We start from the raw sequence: 18,996 nt of genomic DNA on the forward strand, positions 1-18,996 counted from the left end.
AGAGGCAAGATTTGTCCCTTCTCCCCCTCGAGGGGGAAGGTCAGGAAGGGGGCTGACGCGATCTTCGAGAACGAGCAGCCCCCTCCCTGACCCTCTCCCTGAACGGGGGAGGGGATAGTGAGGAGCCCTCAGTTGTAGCTCGCCTGCCGGCGTTCCGTGTCGTCCTCGCGGGCGAGGTCGAAGAGCTGGAACAGGGCCTCGGGCTCCTGGGCGCCGGAGAGGGCGAAGCGGCCGTTGAAGATGAAGCAGGGGACGCCGTTGATGCCCTGGCGGCGGGCGAGCTGGTCTTCGGCCAGCACCATCTCCCGCTCTTCGGCGCCTTGCAGGAAATGATTGACCTCGTCCTCGGGCAGCCCGGCGGCGGCGGCGATCGCCCGCAGCACCTCCAGGTCGCTGGTATCGAGCCCCTCCTCGAAATAGGCGCGGAAGAGCCCGTCGAGCACGGCGCTCTGCCGCTCATAGCGGTGGGAGAAGCGCAGCAGCCGGTGCGACAGCACGGTGTTGGGCGTCCGCTTGATACGGTCGAAGGCGAAGGCGATACCCTCGCCGGCCCCGGCGGTCGCCACGGCCTCGTGGATGCGCCGGGCCCGTTCGGGGCTGCCGAACTTGGATTCGATATAGTTGCGCCGATCCATGCCTTCGGGCGGCATGGTCGGGTTGAGCTGGAAGGCCCGCCAGGCGATCGCGATGTCGTGCTGGGGCCGGGTCTTGAGGGCCCGTTCCAGCCGGCGTTTGCCGACATAGCACCAGGGGCAGATGGTGTCGGAGAAGATATCGAGCTGCATCGAGGAACCTCCTCTGAGGTTCGCGAGAAAATCTAACGGGGGCCAAGCGTTGCCCGGCTTGACCTTTCCTCACTTGGCCTCGACCATAGCGCAAAACAAGCCGAGGCGAACGCCCAAAGCGGCGGCTCGAGGACCAGGGAAGGAGATGGGACCGGGATGGCCCAGGGACATCATACGGGGAGCGTCTGGGAGCAGGATCTGGGCCGGAATCCGGCCAACTATGTGCCCCTGACCCCGCTCTCTTTCTTGTTGCGGGCGGCCGCGGTCTATCCCGCCAAGACGGCTGTGATCCATGGCCGCCGGCGCATCACCTACGCCGAGTTCGCCGAGCGCTGCCGGCGCTTCGCCTCCGCGCTCGCGGCCCGGGGGGTCGGCAAGGGCGACACGGTGGCACTGCTGGCGCCCAACATCCCGGCCATGCTCGAGGCCCACTACGCCGTGCCGATGCTGGGGGCCGTTCTCAATACCATCAATATCCGCCTCGATGCCGATACGGTCGCCTTCATCCTGGAGCATGGCGGCGCCAAGGTGCTGGTCGCCGACTGCGAGTTCGCCGAGGTGACCGCGAAGGCCATGGCCCGATGCGGGGTCAAGCCGCTCCTGGTCGAGATCGACGACAGCGAGGCCGACTATGCCGCCAGCGGCGGCGGCCGGCGGCTCGGCGAGCTCGAGTACGAGGACTTCCTGGCGGAGGGCGATCCCGCCTTCGTCCCGCGCTGGCCCGACGATGAGTGGGAGGCGATCGCGCTCAACTACACCTCCGGCACCACGGGCAATCCCAAGGGCGTCGTCTATCACCACCGGGGCGCCTATCTGAACGCGCTGGGCGATATCTGCTCGACCGGCATCGACCGGCACTGCGTCTATCTCTGGACGCTGCCGATGTTCCATTGCAACGGCTGGTGCTTCACCTGGGCCGTCACCGCCGCCAACGGCACCCATGTCTGCCTGCGAAAGGTGGAGGCCGCTGCGGTCTATCGCCTGATCAAGCAGCATGACGTGACCACGCTCTGCGGCGCGCCCATCGTGCTCAACCTGCTCGCCAACGCGCCCGACAGCGCCAAGACCAGTTTCGACCGGGTCGTCGAGGTGGTGACGGGCGGTGCCGCCCCGCCCTCGGCCATCATCGAGGCGATGGAGCGCAACGGGTTCCATGTCACGCATCTCTATGGCCTGACCGAGACCTACGGGCCGGCCACGATCTGCGCACCGCAGGAAAGCTGGGACCAGCTCGATCTCGAGGGCCGGGCCCGCGCCATGTCGCGCCAGGGCGTTCCGGACACGACGCTCGAGGCGGTCCTCGTGGCCGATCCCGAGACCATGGAGCCGGTGCCGCAGGACGGCCAGACCATCGGCGAGCTCATGCTGCGCGGCAACACCGTCATGAAGGGCTATCTCAAGAACGCCAAGGCCACGGCCGAGGCCTTCCGCGGCGGCTGGTTCCATTCCGGCGATCTCGCCGTCTGGCATCCAGACGGCTATGCCGAGATCAAGGACCGGGCCAAGGACATCATCATCTCGGGCGGCGAGAACATCTCCAGCCTCGAGGTCGAGGAGGTGCTCTACCGCCATCCCAAGGTGCTGGAGGCGGCGGTGGTGGCGCGGCCCGACGAGAAATGGGGCGAGACGCCTTGCGCCTTCGTGACCTTGCGCGACGGGGCCGAGGCGACCGAGCGCGACATCGTCGACTGGTGCCGGAGCCACATGGCGGGCTTCAAGATCCCGCGCACGGTCCGCTTCGGGCCCCTGCCCAAGACCTCCACCGGCAAGATCCAGAAATTCGTCCTGCGCGAGCGGGCCAAGGAACTCGGGGGCTGAGGGCACATGACCCTGTCTGCTGAAACATTCGCGGCGCGCTTCGATCTGACGGGCCGCGCCGCCCTGGTGACGGGGGCCTCCTCGGGGCTCGGCTGGCGCTTCGCCGAGGTGCTGGCGGAAGCCGGCGCCAAGGTCGCCATTGCCGCGCGGCGCACGGAGCGGCTCGAAGCGCTGGCGGCGGGGATCGTGGCGCGCGGCGGCACCGTGCTGCCGATCGCGCTCGACGTCACCCATCCGCCCGGCATCAAGGCTGCGATTGCCTCGGCCGAGGCGGAGCTCGGGCCCTTGCGCATCCTGGTCAACAATTCCGGCATCGCGCCGGCCAAGCCCTTCCTCGATCACAGCGAGGAGGATTGGGACCGCACCATCGACACCAATCTCAAGGGCGCCTTCCTGGTTGCGCAGGAGGTGGCCCGGCGCATGGCAGCGAACGGGCAGGGCGGCAGCATCGTGAACATCGCCTCGATGATGGGGATCGTCGTGGCCAAGGGCTCGGTCGCCTACAGCGCGTCCAAGGCCGGCGTGATCTCGCTGACCAAGACCATGGCGCTGGAGCTGGCCAAGCATCGCATCCGCGTCAACGCGATCTGTCCCGGCTATTTCGAGACGGAGATGACGGCCAGCTATCTCGCGACGCCGCAGGGGCAGGCCGAGATCAAATCGATTCCGATGCGCCGGGCGGGCAAGGCGGAGGAGCTGGACGGGCTTCTGCTGCTGCTGGCCTCGGACGCGTCGAGCTTCATGACGGGGAGTTGCGTTCTGGTCGATGGGGGCGAGACGCTGCAGCAGGCCTGACGCGTCGTTTCAAGCGGGGGGAATCCATGTTTCGTCGTTCGATTCTGGCGGCCGCGTTGATGGCGGCGGCCCTGACACCTATGGCCGCGCGGGCCGACGGCGCGGCCATCGCCAACAAGCTCAAGGGGACGCCGGCCACGCTCTGGGACCTGACGCTGGTGCGGGTGGAGGCGGCGCTCGCGAGCTGGGTCGGGGGCAAGGGCGTCAGCACCTTCGTCGGCAGCGATGCCGACAAGATCATCCTCTATGTTTACGAGGAGGGCGGCAAGGCGACCAAGGCCGAGTGCAAGGCACTGATCGATCGGGTGAAGAAGGCAGGCGGCATCGATCCCAAGACCGGCTATCCGGACAACCCCGCCTCGGACTATGCCGCGCTCCTGAACTATGCACAGATCGACCAGTTCTCGGTCGATGAAAGCTACGCCGAGACGGCGGATTCGATGTTCGAGGTGGACGCCGTCGCGGGTGGCGGCGAGAACGCCGTGAACTGCAAGGGCCCGCTGGTCTCGGCGGAGGTCACTTATCCGACGCCGTGAGCGGCGGCCCGGCTGAACGGGCCGCCGACGACGGGAGCTGCTTAGAACGGAATCACGACGCGCCCGTCGATCGTCCCGGCCTTGAGGCCGGCAAAGACGGCGTTGATGTCCGCGAGCGGCTTCTGGTGAATATGCGCCTTGACCTTGCCCTCGGCGGCGAACTCGATCGCTTCCGCCAGGTCCTTGCGGGTGCCGACGATCGAGCCGCGCAGCGTGATGCGCTTGAGCACCACGTCGAAGATCGGCGTCGCGAAATCGCCGGGCGGCAGGCCTACGAGGCTGACGGTGCCCTTGCGCCGCACCAGATGCAGCGCCTGGCTGAAGGCGGGCGGGGAGACGGCCGTCACCAGCACGCCATGGGCGCCGCCGCCAGTCTGCTTCACGATCTGTGCCGCCGCGTCCGGTGACTTGGCGTTGACGGTGATCTCGGCGCCGAGCCGGCGGGCGAGCGCAAGCTTCTCCTCGGTCACGTCCAGGGCCGCGACATGGAGGCCCATCGCCTTCGCATACTGGATGGCGACATGGCCGAGCCCGCCGATGCCCGAGATCGCGATCCATTCGCCGGGGCGCGCCTCGGTCTCCTTGATGCCTTTGTAGGTCGTGACGCCGGCGCAGAGGATCGGCGCCATGGCGACGAAATCCGTCTTGGCGGGCAGGCGACCGACATAGGCCGCCGAGCCGATCGCATATTCCGCGAAGCTGCCATTCACGCTGTAGCCGCTGTCACGCTGGCTTTCGCAGAGCGTCTCCCAGCCGGTGATGCAATGCTCGCAGCAGCCGCAGGCGTCATGCAGCCAGGCGATGCCGACGGGATCGCCCTCCTTGAGCTGCGTCACGCCGGCGCCCACCGCCGCGACGATGCCGGCGCCTTCATGACCGGGAACGAAGGGCGGCGTCGGCTTGACCGGCCAGTCGCCGTCGGCGGCGTGAAGATCGGTGTGGCAGACTCCCGTCGCCATGATCTTGACCAGCACCTCGCCTGGCCCCGGTGTCGGCACCGGTATCTCCTCGATCGTGAGGGGCTTGCCGAACTGACGCACCACCGCCGCCTTCATCGTCCTCGCCATGCTCCGCCTCCATGTCCGATTGTTCATCTTCGCTGCGAAATATCGCGGCAGAAGAGCAGGTTGTCATTGACATGAGTCAAAGTGGGGACGGCAAGCGAGGCGCATGCTGCGAAGTATGACTGCAAGGAGGCGCGCACCCGGATATGGCGGCGCGCGGATCTGGCGAGAAACCCAGAATCGAAGGAGCAGGCCATGCTTGACCAACCCGTCATGTCATTGATCGACACGAGCCGTCTTCGCGCGCGCTATGACAACTTCATCGGCGGCGGCTGGAAGGCACCGGCGAAAGGCCGGTATTTCACCGACAAGAGCCCGATCGACGGCAGCACGCTCTGCGAGGTCGCCCGTTCCGACGCGGACGATGTCGAGCGGGCCCTCGATGCGGCGCATGCCGCCCGTGTCGGCTGGGCGCGCACCGCGCCGGCGGAACGCGCAAGAATCCTGAACAAGATCGCGGATCGGATCGAAAGCAATCTCCAGCTCCTCGCCTATGTCGAGACCCGCGACAACGGCAAGCCTATCCGCGAGACCCTCAACGCCGACGTGCCGCTGGCCGCCGACCATTTCCGCTATTTCGCCGGCTGCATCCGCGCCGAGGAGGGCACGATCGGCGAGATCGATCATGACACCGTCGCCTATCACTTCCGCGAGCCGATGGGCGTGGTCGGCCAGATCATTCCCTGGAACTTCCCGCTCCTGATGGCCGCCTGGAAGATGGCGCCGGCCCTGGTCGCCGGAAACTGCGTGGTGATCAAGCCCGCCTCCGACACACCGATGAGCCTCGCGGTGCTGATGGATCTGATCGGCGACCTGCTGCCGCCGGGCGTGCTCAACGTGGTGTTCGGCCACGGCTCGGAGGTCGGCACGCCGCTGGCGCGCAGCCCGCGCATCGCCAAGATCGCCTTCACCGGCGAGACGACGACGGGCCGCCAGATCATGCAGTTCGCGGCCGAGACCATCATTCCCCAGACCATGGAGCTCGGCGGCAAGTCGCCGAACATCTTCTTCGCCGACGTGATGGACGAGGATGACGCCTTCCTCGACAAGGCGCTCGAGGGCTTCTCGCTCTTCGCCTTCAACAAGGGCGAGGTCTGCACCTGCCCCTCGCGGGCCCTGGTCCAGGAATCGATCTTCGACAAGTTCCTGGAAAAGGCCGTGGCGCGCGTCGCGAAGATCAAGGTCGGCGATCCGCTCGATCCCACGACGCAGATGGGCCCGCAATGCTCCCGCGGCCAGCTCGAGAAGATCCTGGGCTATGTCGATATCGGCAAGCAGGAGGGCGCCAAATGCGTGACCGGCGGCGCGCGCGCCGAGCTCGGCGGCAAGCTCAAGGACGGCTTCTTCATGAAACCGACCGTCTTCGTCGGCCATAACAAGATGCGCATCTTCCAGGAGGAGATCTTCGGCCCGGTGCTGTCGGTGACGAAGTTCAAGACCCTGGAGGAGGCGATCGAGATCGGCAACGACACGATCTACGGCCTGGGTGCCGGCGTCTGGTCGCGCAACGTGAACAACACCTACCGGGTCGGCCGCGAGATCCAGGCGGGGCGCGTCTGGACCAACTGCTACCACATGTATCCGGCCCATGCCGCGTTCGGTGGATACAAGCAGTCGGGATTCGGCCGCGAGACGCACAAGCTGATCCTCGACCACTATCAGCAGACCAAGAACCTGCTGGTCAGTTACAGCCCGAAGGCGCAGGGCCTGTTCTGATCGGGCAACGGCCGATGGCCGGCCTGGCGGGCACAAGCGCCGCCGGGCCGGCCGTTGTCGCTGGAACAGGAGGGCGGACATGCCCGATCGCGTCGTCTTCACGCCATCGGCCCTGGCCTTGACCCGGCGGTTGCGCGAGACCTTCGGCCCCCTGATCTTCCACCTGTCGGGCGGATGCTGCGAAGGCAGCGCGCCCATGTGCTTCCGGCAAAGCGATTTCAGGGTCGGCGCGCAGGATGTGCGGCTCGGCATGATCGAAGGCTGCCCCTTCTATGTCGGGCCGGCGCAGTTCAACTATTGGGCCTGCTGCCAGCTGACGGTCGACGTGACGACCGACGGCGGCGACAGCTTCTCGCTGGAAGCGGCGGAAGGGGTTCGCTTCATCGTCCGCTCCCGCCTCTTCACCGACGAGGAGGTGGCGGAGCTCGAGGCGGCAGGACCGCCGCCGGCGGGACCGATCGGTCCACGGCCGACGGCGGTCTGAGATCCAGCCTGCGGTCCGTGCCTAGGCCGCGATGATGACCTTGAGCGCCTGCGTGTCGGCGGCGTGGCCGAAGGTGTCGTAGGCCTCGAGGATCTGGTCCAGCTTGAAGCGGTGCGTGATCAGCCGCGTCGGGTCGATCTTCTTCGACTGCACCGTCTTGAGCAGCATCGGCGTCGTCACGGTGTCGACCAGCCGCGTCGTGATCGTGATGTTCTGCGACCAGAGCGTCTCCAGATGCAGATCAACCTTGGCGCCATGAACGCCGACATTGGCGATGGTGCCGCCGGGCGCCACGATGTCCTCGCAGAGCAGGAAAGTGGCAGGCACGCCCACCGCCTCGATGGCCGTGTCGACGCCGGTCCCGCCGGTCAGCGCCTTCACGGCGTCGGCCGCCTTGCCGTCCTTGCTGTTGACCGTGTGAGTTGCGCCGAACTGCCGGGCGAGCCCCAGCCGGTTGTCGTCGAGATCGATCATGATGATCTCGGCCGGCGAGTAGAACTGCGCGGTCAGGAGCGCAGCGAGGCCGATCGGGCCGGCGCCGACGATGGCGACCGTCGAACCCGGCGCCACTTTGCCGTTGAGCACGCCGCATTCGAAGCCCGTGGGCAGGATATCGCTCAGCATCACCAGCGCCTCCTCGTCGCTCCCTTCGGGGATCGGATAGAGGCTCGTGTCGGCATGCGGCGTGCGGACATATTCGGCCTGGGTTCCGTCGATCATGTTGCCCAGAATCCAGCCGCCGGTGGTGCAATGCGAATACATCCCGCGGCGGCAATAGTCGCACTTGCCGCAGGAGGAGATGCAGGAGATCAGCACGCGGTCGCCGGGCTTGAAAGCCGTGACGCCGGCGCCCACGGAATCGACGATCCCGACACCTTCATGGCCGAGGATGCGGCCCGGCTGGCAGGTGGCGACATCGCCTTTCAGGATATGCAGATCGGTGCCGCAGATGGTGGTCTTGACGATCTTCACGATCGCATCGCCGGGCGCCTGGATCGTCGGCTTGGGCCGGTCTTCGACGGCCTTGCGGCCGGGGCCGCGATAGACGAGGGCTTTCATGACGTTTTCCTGTCGGCTGACGGTGGGGGGGAACAGTGACGCCGCCCCTCGCAAGGAGGATGGGTCGGCTCAGCCGCAAGACAACATGGTCGTGCGGGCACGGCCATGACTTGGGTCAAGCGCGCCATTGTTGTCCCCTCTCCCGCTTGCGGGAGAGGGCCAGGGAGAGGGCTGCACCGACCGAGCAGCCTCCTCCTTAATCCTCCCCCGCGAAGCGGGGGAGGAGATGTTAGGGGAGATCCCGCGGAATCTTCCGCTCCCAGCGCTTGCTGAACACCTGCTTGTCGCCCTCGTAGCCCTCGAGCTCGAGTGTGACATTGAAATGACGCGCATCGGCGATGAAGCTGCTGCGGCCCTTGGTGCGGGTGTGCCACTCGCCGCGGCCGAGCGAGGCGAGCCAGGCATAGTCGGCGCGGGCCGAGAGCGGATCCTCGCCCCGGATGCGGTAGCGCTCGGTAAGATGCGCACCGTTCTCGAGGCCGATCGCCTCGAGCCGGTAGATGCCCTCGTCCTTGTCCACCGCATAGGTGGCTTCGTCGAGGCCGGGGTCGTAGCTCAGATTGAGCGCCGCGTCATGCTTGCGGATCCAGGCGATCGGCCCGGGCATGGCCCCTTCGGCCGGCCCGAACTCCGGGAGCTGGTTGTCCTCCGCCCGGCGTGCCCGCACCGGCAGCAGCAGCCGGCTGCTGCCGGAATGAACGGTGATCGTCGCGGCCTCGGCCTGCGGCCAGAGGGTCGGCCAGTAGGCGGTCGAGATGGCGATGCGGATGCGATGCCCGGAGAGGAAGCGATAGCCGACATCGTTGAGCTGCACGCGAACGCGGTAGCGCTGTCCTGGCGTCAGCGCGGTGGGGGCCACATGGCTCTCGCGGTGGGAAAGATTGAGCACGCCATAGCTGACCCGCAGGGACGAGCCGTTGGCATCGACATCGCAGAGCCGCACCGCGATCTGGGCCTGCGGCTTGTCGGCGGCGAGCTCCAGCTCCACCACGGGCGCGCCGACGATGTCGAAGGCGGCCGGCAGGGGCGCCGTGTCGAAGCAGAGCGAGCGCGCATCGTCCTCGCGCTGCTCGAAGGCCATGTCGACCCCGTTGCCATAGGGACACCAGAAGCCCGCGGCCGAGCCCACATATTGCGGCGAGCGATGCAGCAGCGGCCTCTCGGGTGCCGGCTTGTCGCCCATGCCGTTCTCGTTGAGATAGAGCGTGCGCGTCTCGGTATGGGGCGAGGGCCAGCTTGGCTCGCCGATCCAGCGGCCCGGCCATTCCTCCTGATAGGCCTTCGGCACCACGCGATCCATCACCCAGACCCGATAGCGCGGGCCGTCGAGCGCGCCGCGATCGATGCCCTTGAGCCACTGATCCCACCAGGCGAGGCATTCCTGCAGGAAGCCGATGGCGGGCAGGGGCCGCGCATTGTGCGGCCAGGTGTGGGCCCAGGGCCCCACCAGCCCCTTGCAGGGCACCTTGAGGTGGGCGAGGAGGCGCGGCACGGCGTTGCTGTAGGCGTCGATCCAGCCGCCCACCGCGAAGACGGGACATTCGATGTCGGCATAGTTCTCGCAGACCGAGCCCTGCTGCCAGAAGGCGTCGCGGCGCGGATGCTCCATCCAGCTGACCGCGAGAAGCGGCATGGTCTCGAGCCGGTCGAGCCACATCGAGCGCCAGCGCTCGCCCACGATCTCGGGATCGGGCGGCGGCGAGGCGTAGCAGGTCATGGCCGAGGCCCAGGTCGCGTTGTCGCCCAGCAGGCAGCCGCCCATGTAATGCACGTCGTCGGCATAGCGGTCGTCGGTGAAGCAGGCCGGGATGATGGCCTTGAGCTCGGGCGGCCGGCGCGCCGCGATCTGGAGCGCGTTGAAGCCGCCCCAGGAGATGCCCATCATGCCGATCTTGCCGGTGCACCAGGGCTGGCTGGCGATCCAGCGCAGCGCCTCCAGCGCGTCGTCCTGCTCCTGCTTGATATATTCGTCGACGAAACGCCCGTCGGAATCGCCGGTGCCGCGGATGTCGATGCGCAGCACCGCATAGCCCTGCCGCGCGAACCAGGGATGCATGATCTCGTCGCGCGGCGCCGTGCCGTCGCGCTTGCGGTAGGGCAGGTATTCGACGATGGCCGGCACGGGTGTCGTCTCGGCATCGGCCGGCAGCCAGAGGCGTGCCGCGAGCCGCACCCCGTCGGACATCGGGATCCAGACATTCTCGATTTCGCGGACTTCGCGGGGCGTGACGTTGATATAGCGCATGAGGGTCCGGATCGTAACAGGAGGGCGACCTTGAACGGCGCCCCTGTCTGGCGCAGCGCGCCCGTTCCGTCAACTGGCAGCGAGCGGGATCGACCCGGACGCCTACGTCGGCAGGAGCAGGATCAGACCGTGCTTGGCCAGCCAGACCAGCCCGCGGCGCAGGCTGTCCTGGCGTTCCGCCGGCGCCAGGGCGACGAGCTCGTCGGCCGTGGCGCTCTTGGCCTTGGCCAGATGCGCCAGCACCGCCATGCAGTCGCCGCGGTCGGGGAACACGTTCGAGGCGTAGGCGCTCGACGGGTTGCGCCGCATCTGATCGAGCCGCTTCACGTCGGCGCCCGCGACGGCCTCGATCTTGGTATCCGGCCTGAGTTCATGGGTCGGATAGTGGGAGAAGGCGTCGAACGGATCGAGCCGCGCGGGCCAGGCCGGGCCCTTGCCGCGGGGTGCCGACTCCTTCGCCGTCTTGCGGATCTTCGCGAGCTCCTGCCAGAGCGCCTGATACTGGCCGATGACGGTCTTCCAGTCGAAAACCTCGCGCGCGCGCCGACGCGCCTGGCCGCCGAGCTTCTCGCGCAGCTCCCGGTTCTTGGCGAGACGGACCAGGGCCTCGCAGGCCGCCTGCGTGTCCACCGCGACGAACTGGCAGGCGTTGCCGCAATAGCGGTCATAGCTGTCGGCGCCGGAGATCTGGCGATAGATCAGATCCTCGCCCAGCGGTGCCGGTGGCTGCCAGGTGCGGATGCGGAACCCGTCCTCGCCGTCGCGCACCGTGTCCATATAGCCGTCCCAATCGCTGACCAGGCAGGGCAGGCCCGCCGCCATGGCCTCGATCGGCGTGAGGCCGAAGGTCTCCTGGATGTTGTCGGAGAAGGAGACGAAGATATCGGCCGCGGCCCATATCTCGGTACGGATATCCTTCTTGCGGCCATCGAGGAAGATCGCGTTGACCGAGGGGCAGAACTCGCGGGCCCCGCTGCGGAAGGACTGCTCGATCGCGTCGTTGGCGAACCAGCCGGCCTGGATCAGATGGACCTTGCCCTTGATCGCCTTGGCCGCGGCCTCGGCCGCCAGATACATCGGCAGGGGATGGGCCTTGGCATGGAAGGAGAGCCGGCCCACGAACAGCAGCGCGATATCGCGATCGGCGATGCGCAGGCGCTCGCGCCAGGTCCGGCGGGCGGGCCCGTTCGGCTTGAACCCGTCGCAATCGACACCGAGCGGGATGACCGGCAGCTCGGGCAGCGCCAGCTTGCCGGTGGCACCCAGCCGGTCGCGGAAGAAATCCATCTGCGCGTCGATGACGCGGTCGACCGTCTTGCGGACGGCGGTCGAGCTGCAGATCAGCGCGTCCCAGCGCTGCACGGGGCCGGTCACGAGACCGGTGATCGCATCCATCGCGCCGAAGGAGGCGGTGGTGTGGGTGATGCCCGAGATCGAGAAGTCGCGCTGGTCGCAGCGCGCGCGCCGCATCCAGGCATGCTCGGCGATGCCGGGGCCGGGGAGGAAGAGGGAGCCCGACTCCTTCAGCGCATCGAGGCGGTTGTACATGGCGATGGAGACCGGCGTCTGGGGCGTGACCTGGCGCATGGCCTCGGTGAAATGACGGCCGTCGGCCTCGGTCGGCGTCAGCGCCCAGAAACGGTCGACGCCCGCATGGCGCGCGAAGCCCCTGAGGAAGCCTTCGCCGGCGGCATGGCGGCCCATCAGCTTCGGACGCGAGGTGTCGTAGCCCTCGGCCGCGAACATGATCGCCGCGTTCGCGGGCTGCGCGTCGACAGCATCCGCGGTCTGCGCATCGGGACGGTGCGCCGTCATCGGGCCGTTATCCTCCATGGCGGTCTCCTGAGCCCACGCTGGGGCGGGGACCGGCCGGCTGTAACCTGGATTCGGGCGGCCCCACAAGGGGATGCGTCAAGGATTCCAGGGATTTGATGCGGAACTGTAAAGGAACATCGTAAAAGGCGAAGCGATTTCGCTAACCGTAATTGCGGCGATCGCTCGATCAATCAATACGTTGCAGCCGTTCTCCCGCCGATAGGGTGAAAGCTTGCCCGACGGAAGCGGGCGAAGGCCGTTTCCTGGCTACCGAGCCAATCATCGGCCGTGGCGGAAGGAATTGCCGGCGGGCGGCGCCGAACTTGCCGACCGCCATGCGGACCGGATCGCCGCGACCCGCGGGGCCATCTGCGGAAACGGCTCTAACTCTGCGAATTTGCTTGATGAATTTGGCGCCATCTTTGCTTCGGTCTGCCAAGGGCCGGGCGGGCCTGGGCGCGAGCTCAGGCAAGATCCGGCCGGCCCTGCCTTGCGACGGAAATTCACGAGAAGAAGGAGAACTCCCCATGGTTTCCGGAGTGGGTGGCACGTCATCGCTCGACGCCGCCACCCTGCAGCAAATGCGGGACAAGATGTTCTCGCGGCTCGATGCCGACAATGACGGGACGATCAGCCAGTCGGAGTTCGACGCTGGTTCCCCGTCAAAGGATGCCGCCGCCAAAGCGGATCAGATGTTCGCCGCCTTCGATACCGATGGCGACGGCAGGCTGACCAAATCCGAGTTGGCGTCCGGCTTCGAGAAGATGAGTTCCGCCATGAAGAGCGTGCTGCTGGGATCCCAGGGTGCCGCCACCACGGGCGACACCGGCACGGATCCGATGCAGGACATCACGCTCCAGCTCCTCGACAGCCTGACCTCGTCCGACGGCACGTCGGCAACGGGGCTGGGCGCCTCGACCCAGCAGAGCCTGCTATCGTCGCTGCTGGGTTTGCAGGAGCAGGGGGCGCAGGCCGGTTGATCCCGGGCTGCTGACCTATCCGGTGTCCCACCGCCAGCCACGGCGTTGGGACACCGGCCCCGTCCTTGGGCCATGCCGTACCGCGGCTGTCAGCCATCCATGATCAATTTGTGCCGTGAAGAGGGGCGGTGCCATGCCCTTGTGGGCGCCCCGGTCCCGGCGTAAGCCTTTGGCCGGCATCTCCAAGGATCGGAACGGATCATGGGAATGGATCGGCGAAGCCTGCTGCGCACGCTGCTGGCCGTCGTCGGCTGCGGCGCGATGAGCCGGCCGCTGGCCTCGGCGGAGCCCGCGGGGCAGGTCGTTCGCACCCAAGGCCAGGTGACCAAGATGGCGGGGACGGGAGCGGCGGTGCCGCTCGGCCCGGACGCCCCGGTCGCCGTCGGCGACACGATCGTCACCGCGGACGGCGCCAAGGTGGATCTGCGGTTCGTCGACGGGTCGCTGCTGACGGTCGGTCCCTCGAGCCGCGTCGAGATCGCGCGCTACGCGCCCGCGGCGAGCGGCGGTCGGGGCGAAGCGCTGCTGTCGCTGCTGAACGGGATCATCAAGCTGATCGTGGACGAGGGTGGCCGCTGGAATCGGTTCGCCGTCGGCACCGAGACCGCGATCGCCTCGGTGCGCGGCACCGAATGGCTGGTCGATGCGGCCCCCGGCAAGACGGGCGTTCTCGTCCTGCAGGGCGCCGTCCAGGTGGTTGGACGTGTCGCCGGCCGGTCCGTCACGCTGGGGCCGGGCCAGGGCACCGACGTCGCGGCCGGCGCGGCGCCGACCCCGCCCAAGATCTGGGGTGCCGCCCGCCGCGACGCCGCGGTCGCGCGCGTCACCTGGTGACCATGACGCGATGACGTCGACGCCGCGATCGGGAGGGCCCCTGTTCCGCGTCTCGACCCTGATGGCGGTGGCCGGCCTCATCCTCCTGGTTCTCGTCCATCGTTATGGCCTGCCGCTCTTCGATTCCATCGAGGGCTCGACGCTCGATGGGCGCTTCCAGCTTCGGGGCCCGGTGCCCGCGCCCGACGATGTCGTCATCGTCGCGGTCGACGAGCGGGCGCTGGCCGAGGTCGGCCGCTGGCCGCTGCCGCGCGCCAAGATCGCCGCCGCGCTCGAAGAGCTGAAGCGGCTGGGCGCTCGCAGCGTCGGCCTCGATTTCCTGTTGAGCGAAAGCGAGGCGACGGGCAGCGGTGCCGGCCTGTCGCCCGGCGACATGGCCTTGCGCGAGGCGCTGGAGCAGAACCGCTGCGTGCTGGCCATGGCCGCATTGTTCGAGCGGACCATGAGCGGCGGCCAGCCGGTGCCGGGGGATTTGTCGGCGGCGGGTTATCGGGTGGTGCAGAAGCCCGCCAGCGGCGGCTTCCTGCCCTCGCAGGCCACCGGCGCCCTCCTGCCGCTCGCCGACTTCCGCAACGTGGCCGCGATCGGCCATGTCAACCTGGCCCCGGATCGGGCAGGCGCCCGGCGCAGCTTCGAGCCGGCGATCGCGCTGGGCGATACGTTCGTTCCCTCCTTCGCCGTCCAGCTGGCGCGGCTGCAGATGGGACTGGGCGAAGACGAGATCGCTCTGTCGCTGAACGGCTGGCTGCAGCTGGGGGATCGTCGGATCCCGCTCGACAGCGATCTGAGCGCGCCGATCGATTACTACGGCCCCACAGGCAGCATCCGGACCTACTCGCTCGCGGATCTGCTGGCCGGATCGGTGCCGCGCGAGGCGATCGCGGGGCACGCCGTGCTGCTGGGCGCCACGGCGCTGGGGCTCGGCGACCGTTTCATCACGCCTTTCGCGCGCGAGATGCCGGGCGTCGAGGTGATCGCGACGGTCGCCGCCAACCTGCTGCATGGGCCGCGCCTGACGCGGACTGGCCTGATGCGCGCCTGGGAGCTGGGGGCCATGCTGGTCCTGGCGGGGCTGGCCTGGCTCGCCGCGACCCGGCGCAATCCGCTGCTGGCCTTGGGCCTGACCCTGGCGGCGCTGCTGGCGTGGCCGGCCTTCTGCGTGCTGGCATTCCTGCAATGGCATCTCTGGCTGAACATGGTGCTGCCGACCTTCGCCGCGCTCCTGACCGCGACGATCCTGCTGCCCGGTCGGGTGATCGCCGAGCTGAGGCTGCGCCGCGAGGCCGAGCGCCAACGCAGCAATCTCGCGCGCTACGTGCCCGCGGCGATGGCGGCACAGCTCGCGGCCGAGGGAAAAGCCGGCTTCCATGAGCGCGAGCAGCCCGCTGCCATCCTCTTCGCCGATCTTTCCGGCTTCACGCAATTGAGCGAGACGCAGTCGCCCGAGGACACGGCCCGCTTCCTCAAGGCATTCCACGGCCGGCTCGAGGAGGTGGTGCTGGCCCATGGCGGGGTCATCGAGCAGTTCGTCGGCGACGGGGCGATGGTGATCTTCGGGCTGCCGCAGCCCAGGTCGGAAGACCCGGTCTCGGCGCTGGCCTGCGCCCGGGCCCTGGTGGCAACGCTGGCCCGCTGGCAGCCGAAGCTCACGCCGCGGGCCGGCCTTCATTTCGGACCGGTGGCGCTGGCGCGGCTCGGAGGTGCCACGCAATCCCAGCTCGCGGTCGCCGGCGATACCGTCAACGTCGCGAGCCGGCTCGAGGATTTCGCCAAGCAGAACGGCGCCGCCATCGCCGTCTCGGACGCGGTCATGTCGGCCGTGGCCGCGGCCGGCCGCCGCGATCTCCAGGCGGGCTTCTGGCCCCTGCCGGACCAGGCGATCCGCGGCCGCGAGGGCCGGCTCACCGTCTGGATCGCCCCGGCCGAAGCGGTGGTGGAGGCTGCCGCCACCCCGGCCGGAGATCGGGCCCCAGGGCCGGCAGCGAAAGAAAATCTAAATCCTGAATCCAGTTAATCTCTATTTATTGAATAGGGATTTCCGACTAGCCTCGTTTCCAGATCGTGGAGCGGTTTCACGATCAGCCTCTGCTGTGCGTTCCTCCTTAAAGGCGTCGAAGGCCAAAGGCCCTCGACGCCCTTTTTTTGGCCGTTCCGGACTCTCGCCCTGGCGACCGGGTCGGCGGCTCCCGGAAGCGGGTCGGCCCGGAGCGCTGTTACAGACTGTTACCAATCGGGACCGCCATGACGGGGCGGGACCGGCTATTCTGCCTTGGTTGCCTGGCCGCCCCGATCCGATGAGCCGCTCCAACCATATTCTTGTGGTCGATGACGACCGCGAAATCCGTAGTCTCGTTGCCCGCTTCCTCGAACAGCACAAATTCCGCGTCACCGCCGTGGCCGACGGCCGGTCGATGCTGCAGGCGCTCGGGGCCTCGCGCATCGATTTGATCGTGCTCGATCTGATGCTGCCCGGCGAGGACGGGCTGACGCTCTGCCGGCGGGTACGGGCCAAGGCGAGCACCCCCATCATCATCCTGACGGCGATCGGCGGCGAGACCGATCGCATCATCGGGCTCGAGCTGGGGGCCGACGACTATCTCGCCAAACCCTTCAATCCCCGCGAGCTCCTGGCGCGGATCCGCGCGGTGCTGCGGCGGAGCGCGGCCCTGCCGGCGGGCGGGCGTCAGCGAGGGACCCGCTACCAGTTCGACGGCTGGCGCTTCGACGTGACCCGGCGGGAGCTGACATCGCCGGACGATCTCGTCGTGCATCTGAGCGCCGCCGAATTCGAGCTGCTGACGGCTTTCGTGGAGCGCCCGCAGATGGTCCTGACCCGCGACCAGCTGCTCGACCTGACCCAGGGTCGCAGCTCGGCCCCCTTCGACCGCAGCGTCGACGTTCTGGTCAGCCGTCTGCGCCGCAAGATCGAGCGCGATTCCCAGCAGCCTGTCATGATCAAGACGGTCCGCAACGGCGGCTATGTCTTCACGCCCAAGGTCGAGGCGGAAGGGGCCGTCCTGCCGCCGGCCCTGCCCGAGGATGAGACCGAGTGATCGGATCAAGGCGCTTCAAGCTTCCCGACCGGATCGCCGCCCGGATCGCATTGACGATCCTGCTGGCGCTGCTCGCCACCCAGAGCATCAACCTCCTGCTCTTCCTCGCCTTTCGCCCGCCGCCGCCACAGGCCTTCAGCGGCCATTGGCTGACGGACCGGGTGAAGGAGGCGGCACAGGCGGTGTTCTCGGCACCGCCGGCAGCGAGGTCGGCTCGGGTCGCCGCGCTCAACGATCAGCCTTGGCTCAGCTTCGACTGGTCGCCGACGCCGCGGCTCATGGGTACGGGCGGAGGGCCGCCTTTCGAAGTGATGCAGGCGCTGCTGGCCAAGGCGCTGCAAGGGCAGGCGCAGGTGATCGAGTTCGGCATCGCGCAGCCGCGCTTTCCGATGAGCCTGTTCCGAAGGGCCCGGCCGATGCTGGTCCCGAATGAGAACGCGGAACGCAGCCTCGATCCCGCGGCGGCGGAGGTGGAATGGGTGCCCGGTTTCTTCCGGATCGCGATCCAGGGGAACGACGGGACCTGGCTCGAAGTTCGCGCCCACGGCCAGGGCGAGGGCTGGCGGCCGTTGATCTCGCTGGCGCTCTGGTTGCTGCTGGCCGGGTTCGTGGTCGCGGGATTGTCGCTCTGGGCCGCCCGCGCCCTGATCCGGCCGCTGCGCCGGCTTGCCGAAGGCGCGACGCAGTTCAGCACCAATCTGGCATCGCCCGCGGTCGAGGTGGGCGGCCCGTCGGAGGTGCGGCTCATCGGCCAGACCTTCAACGAGATGCAGGCGAGGCTGCGCCGCTTCGTCGAGCATCGCACGCACATGCTCGCGGCCATCTCGCACGATCTGCGCACGCCTCTCACGCGCCTGCGCCTCCGGGCCGATTTCGTGATCGATGTCGAGCAGCGCCGCAAGATGCTGGACGACATCGCCGAGATGGAGCTGATGCTGGCCGACACGCTGGCCTTCGCCGCCGACGAGGCGAACGGCGAGGCCTATCGCTGGATCGATCTGGCAGCGCTCATCGCCAGCCTGTGCGACGACATGATCGATCTCGGCCACGACGTCTCCTATCGCGGCCCCCATCGCATGGCCTTCTCCTGCCAGCCCCTGGCGATGCGCAGGGCGCTCGCCAATCTGATCGGCAACGCCGTGACCCACGGCGGCAACGCGCGCGTGCGCGTGCATGACCGCGACCGCGCCATCGAGATCGTCATCGAGGATGACGGTCCCGGCATTCCGCCGGATCAGCTCGATCAGGTATTCCAGCCCTTCTACCGTCTCGAGGTGTCGCGCAACCGGCGGACGGGCGGCAGCGGGCTCGGGCTCGCCGTGGTCCGCACCATCATCCGCGCACATGGCGGCGAGGTCAGCCTGCGCAACGCCGACCGCGGCGGGCTGATCGCGTCCGTGCTCTTGCCGGCGGTTGCCGAGGACCGCGAGCGCCGCCGCGTCTCCTAGCCTCGCCGGCGGCGCAGCGCTCCCGGCAGATTCGTGTAAGCGAATGTAACAGGCGCGGCGCCAGCAACCGGGCGTTACACCTGCCACGCTGCAGGCGAGGGCGGGACGGACTAGGGTGCGGGCCGCGATCCGGTGTCGTTGCGGCGGCAAGAATTTCCCGCGATCCCGAATCTGCCGGAACGAATTTCCAGCCGCGGTGATTTTTCATCGCGGCCGGTTCGCATGAGCGGAATCAGGCCTGTGGCGCGCTTTTTTCTGGCATGCGCATTGCGATGGCATCGGCGGCGCAGCGGCGGCCGCGATCGGATTCGACCGGCGGGCCGTGCCTGCGTCATGCGTGACGGAAGTTCATAAGAAGAAGGAG

Annotated in this window: 15 protein-coding genes; 10 read left to right on the forward strand and 5 right to left on the reverse strand. The window is 68.1% G+C overall.

What is annotated here, in order from left to right; translation table 11 throughout:
* Positions 1 to 128 precede the first annotated feature (128 nt).
* Entirely contained in the window at positions 129 to 785 is a 657-nt protein-coding gene (locus tag FRZ61_RS10575; RefSeq protein ID WP_151117325.1) for a DsbA family oxidoreductase, read from the reverse strand.
* A 156-nt stretch (positions 786 to 941) separates the two neighbouring features.
* Between FRZ61_RS10575 and FRZ61_RS10580 the strand changes: the two genes are divergently transcribed.
* Genes FRZ61_RS10580 through FRZ61_RS10590 form a run of 3 tightly spaced genes read left to right on the forward strand, consistent with a single transcriptional unit; the run spans position 942 to position 3,934 of the window.
* Positions 942 to 2,603: an acyl-CoA synthetase gene (locus tag FRZ61_RS10580; protein WP_151117327.1), complete on the forward strand. Its 1,662-nt coding sequence runs from the start codon at positions 942 to 944 to the stop codon at positions 2,601 to 2,603.
* Between the two features lie 6 nt (positions 2,604 to 2,609).
* Positions 2,610 to 3,398, forward strand: coding sequence for an SDR family NAD(P)-dependent oxidoreductase (locus FRZ61_RS10585; protein WP_151117329.1), 789 nt, complete (start codon positions 2,610 to 2,612; stop codon positions 3,396 to 3,398).
* Positions 3,399 to 3,424: 26 nt separating this feature from the next.
* On the forward strand, positions 3,425 to 3,934 hold the full coding sequence (locus FRZ61_RS10590) for an outer membrane protein assembly factor BamD (RefSeq protein ID WP_151117331.1): 510 nt from the start codon (positions 3,425 to 3,427) through the stop codon (positions 3,932 to 3,934).
* A 41-nt stretch (positions 3,935 to 3,975) separates the two neighbouring features.
* Here the strand turns inward: FRZ61_RS10590 and adhP are convergent, their stop codons facing one another.
* Positions 3,976 to 5,001 (reverse strand): alcohol dehydrogenase AdhP, encoded by a 1,026-nt coding sequence (adhP, locus tag FRZ61_RS10595; RefSeq protein ID WP_151117333.1) that lies wholly within the window; start codon positions 4,999 to 5,001, stop codon positions 3,976 to 3,978.
* A 192-nt stretch (positions 5,002 to 5,193) separates the two neighbouring features.
* Here adhP and FRZ61_RS10600 point away from each other — a divergent pair, with 192 nt between their 5' ends.
* Entirely contained in the window at positions 5,194 to 6,714 is a 1,521-nt protein-coding gene (locus FRZ61_RS10600; RefSeq protein WP_151117335.1) for an aldehyde dehydrogenase family protein, read from the forward strand.
* 79 nt (positions 6,715 to 6,793) lie between these two features.
* Positions 6,794 to 7,198: a DUF779 domain-containing protein gene (locus FRZ61_RS10605; protein WP_151117337.1), complete on the forward strand. Its 405-nt coding sequence runs from the start codon at positions 6,794 to 6,796 to the stop codon at positions 7,196 to 7,198.
* Between the two features lie 21 nt (positions 7,199 to 7,219).
* Here the strand turns inward: FRZ61_RS10605 and FRZ61_RS10610 are convergent, their stop codons facing one another.
* The 3 genes from FRZ61_RS10610 to FRZ61_RS10620 all read right to left on the reverse strand — a co-directional run bounded on the left by FRZ61_RS10610 (position 7,220) and on the right by FRZ61_RS10620 (position 12,335).
* Positions 7,220 to 8,257, reverse strand: coding sequence for a zinc-dependent alcohol dehydrogenase family protein (locus FRZ61_RS10610; RefSeq protein ID WP_151117338.1), 1,038 nt, complete (start codon positions 8,255 to 8,257; stop codon positions 7,220 to 7,222).
* 229 nt (positions 8,258 to 8,486) lie between these two features.
* Positions 8,487 to 10,502, reverse strand: a complete 2,016-nt coding sequence (locus FRZ61_RS10615; RefSeq protein ID WP_151117340.1) for a CocE/NonD family hydrolase — start codon at positions 10,500 to 10,502, stop codon at positions 8,487 to 8,489.
* 102 nt (positions 10,503 to 10,604) lie between these two features.
* A complete protein-coding gene (locus FRZ61_RS10620; protein ID WP_151117342.1) occupies positions 10,605 to 12,335 on the reverse strand; it encodes a glycosyltransferase family 4 protein in 1,731 nt (576 codons plus the stop codon).
* Between the two features lie 509 nt (positions 12,336 to 12,844).
* Between FRZ61_RS10620 and FRZ61_RS10625 the strand changes: the two genes are divergently transcribed.
* The 5 genes from FRZ61_RS10625 (at position 12,845) to FRZ61_RS10645 (ending at position 18,632) form a co-directional block, all read left to right on the forward strand.
* The gene (locus FRZ61_RS10625) at positions 12,845 to 13,297 is read left to right on the forward strand and encodes an EF-hand domain-containing protein (protein ID WP_191909388.1); all 453 of its coding nucleotides are present in this window, start codon (positions 12,845 to 12,847) and stop codon (positions 13,295 to 13,297) included.
* A 207-nt stretch (positions 13,298 to 13,504) separates the two neighbouring features.
* Positions 13,505 to 14,131 carry a FecR family protein gene (locus tag FRZ61_RS10630; RefSeq protein ID WP_191909389.1) on the forward strand — a complete coding sequence of 209 codons (627 nt, stop codon included), beginning with the start codon at positions 13,505 to 13,507 and terminating at the stop codon, positions 14,129 to 14,131.
* Between the two features lie 10 nt (positions 14,132 to 14,141).
* Positions 14,142 to 16,145 carry a CHASE2 domain-containing protein gene (locus FRZ61_RS10635; RefSeq protein ID WP_191909390.1) on the forward strand — a complete coding sequence of 668 codons (2,004 nt, stop codon included), beginning with the start codon at positions 14,142 to 14,144 and terminating at the stop codon, positions 16,143 to 16,145.
* Between the two features lie 280 nt (positions 16,146 to 16,425).
* Entirely contained in the window at positions 16,426 to 17,184 is a 759-nt protein-coding gene (locus FRZ61_RS10640; protein ID WP_151117350.1) for a response regulator, read from the forward strand.
* A complete protein-coding gene (locus FRZ61_RS10645; RefSeq protein WP_151117352.1) occupies positions 17,181 to 18,632 on the forward strand; it encodes a sensor histidine kinase in 1,452 nt (483 codons plus the stop codon). The genes FRZ61_RS10640 and FRZ61_RS10645 overlap by 4 nt, the downstream gene beginning before the upstream one ends.
* The last annotated feature ends 364 nt before the right edge of the window (positions 18,633 to 18,996 follow it).

It is taken from the genome of Hypericibacter adhaerens (assembly GCF_008728835.1).
In the GTDB taxonomy this organism is placed as follows: Bacteria; Pseudomonadota; Alphaproteobacteria; order Dongiales; family Dongiaceae; genus Hypericibacter; species Hypericibacter adhaerens.

Bases quoted from the DNA above. Each gene is read 5' to 3' on its own strand.
- FRZ61_RS10575 (WP_151117325.1), bottom strand. From the start codon at position 785: ATGCAGCTCGATATCTTCTCCGACACCATCTGCCCCTGGTGCTATGTC.
- FRZ61_RS10580 (WP_151117327.1), top strand. From the start codon at position 942: ATGGCCCAGGGACATCATACGGGGAGCGTCTGGGAGCAGGATCTGGGC.
- FRZ61_RS10585 (WP_151117329.1), top strand. From the start codon at position 2,610: ATGACCCTGTCTGCTGAAACATTCGCGGCGCGCTTCGATCTGACGGGC.
- FRZ61_RS10590 (WP_151117331.1), top strand. From the start codon at position 3,425: ATGTTTCGTCGTTCGATTCTGGCGGCCGCGTTGATGGCGGCGGCCCTG.
- adhP (WP_151117333.1), bottom strand. From the start codon at position 5,001: ATGGCGAGGACGATGAAGGCGGCGGTGGTGCGTCAGTTCGGCAAGCCC.
- FRZ61_RS10600 (WP_151117335.1), top strand. From the start codon at position 5,194: ATGCTTGACCAACCCGTCATGTCATTGATCGACACGAGCCGTCTTCGC.
- FRZ61_RS10605 (WP_151117337.1), top strand. From the start codon at position 6,794: ATGCCCGATCGCGTCGTCTTCACGCCATCGGCCCTGGCCTTGACCCGG.
- FRZ61_RS10610 (WP_151117338.1), bottom strand. From the start codon at position 8,257: ATGAAAGCCCTCGTCTATCGCGGCCCCGGCCGCAAGGCCGTCGAAGAC.
- FRZ61_RS10615 (WP_151117340.1), bottom strand. From the start codon at position 10,502: ATGCGCTATATCAACGTCACGCCCCGCGAAGTCCGCGAAATCGAGAAT.
- FRZ61_RS10620 (WP_151117342.1), bottom strand. From the start codon at position 12,335: ATGGAGGATAACGGCCCGATGACGGCGCACCGTCCCGATGCGCAGACC.
- FRZ61_RS10625 (WP_191909388.1), top strand. From the start codon at position 12,845: ATGGTTTCCGGAGTGGGTGGCACGTCATCGCTCGACGCCGCCACCCTG.
- FRZ61_RS10630 (WP_191909389.1), top strand. From the start codon at position 13,505: ATGGATCGGCGAAGCCTGCTGCGCACGCTGCTGGCCGTCGTCGGCTGC.
- FRZ61_RS10635 (WP_191909390.1), top strand. From the start codon at position 14,142: ATGACGTCGACGCCGCGATCGGGAGGGCCCCTGTTCCGCGTCTCGACC.
- FRZ61_RS10640 (WP_151117350.1), top strand. From the start codon at position 16,426: ATGAGCCGCTCCAACCATATTCTTGTGGTCGATGACGACCGCGAAATC.